The sequence below is a fragment of the Micromonospora sp. H61 genome, assembly GCF_018070325.1.
In the GTDB taxonomy this organism is placed as follows: Bacteria; Actinomycetota; Actinomycetes; order Mycobacteriales; family Micromonosporaceae; genus Micromonospora; species Micromonospora salmantinae.
On record NZ_JAGPXY010000223.1, the window covers coordinates 1 to 1,127 of the forward strand.

The 1,127-nt window shown below is 65.3% G+C and carries 1 protein-coding gene; it reads left to right on the forward strand.

Annotation, left to right across the window (positions count from 1 at the left end; all coding sequences use genetic code 11):
- Positions 1-1,066 (forward strand): IS256 family transposase (locus KBX08_RS33295; protein WP_210787716.1); only part of this gene is annotated, 1,066 nt, incomplete at its 5' end.
- Between the last annotated feature and the right edge of the window lie 61 nt (positions 1,067-1,127).

Consider the following 1,127-nt stretch of genomic DNA (forward strand, 5'->3'; position numbering starts at 1 on the left):
TGCTCCCGAAGGCGCTTCGGCCGGTAACCACCGCAACGGTCACACCCCGAAGACGGTGATCACCACGGCGGGACCGGTGCGGATCCAGGTGCCCCGCGACCGGGGCGCCTCGTTCGAGCCGAAGATTGTCCCGAAGCGCCGCCGCCGGTTGGGGCAGCTGGACGAGGCGGTCCTGAGCTTGTATGCCCGGGGGATGTCCACCCGCGACATCCGCGACCACCTCGCCGAGATCTACGGCGCCGACGTCAGTCATGAGACGGTCGCGAACATCACCGATGTCGTGGCCGACGAGGTCCGCACGTGGCAGAACCGGCCCGTCGATGAGGTCTATCCGATCTTGTATGTCGACGCGATCCGGATCAAGGTCCGCGACGCCGGCACCGTGGTCAACAAGTCCGCCCACCTGGTCGTCGGCGTCGACGTCGACGGGTTCAAACACGTCCTCGGCGTGTGGATCCAGGAGACCGAGGGCGCCAAGTTCTGGCTGCGCGTGCTGACCGACCTGCGCCAACGCGGCCTACGCGACGCGCTGATCGTGTGCTGCGACGGGCTGACCGGCCTGCCCGACGCGATCGCCGCGACCTGGCCCGACGCGGTCGTGCAAACCTGCGTGGTCCACCTACTGCGCAACAGCATGCGATACGTGTCCTACACCGACCGGAAACTGATCGCCAAAGCACTACGACCGATCTACACCGCCGTGAACGCCGACGCCGCCGAAGCCGCTCTGGCCGAGTTCACCCGCGTCCACGGCCGGCAATACCCCGGCATCATCGCCACCTGGCAACGCGCCTGGAACGAGTTCGTACCGTTCCTAGCCTTCGACACCGACATCCGAAAGATCATCTACACGACGAACCTGATCGAGTCGATCAACTACCAACTCCGAAAGATCACCAAAACCCGAGGGCATTTCCCCACCGACGACGCCGCCCTCAAACTCCTCTACCTCGGCATCCGCAACATCAGCCGTCGACGAGGCGGTAACGCCGGCACCGGCACCTGGGGCTGGAAGAAGGCCCTCAACGCCCTCGCCATCCACTTCCCCGGCCGCCTACCCCTCTGACCAAACCACGACCAGACAAGCAACCGGCTACACCCTCACCCACAGAAAACTTGACAAGCCC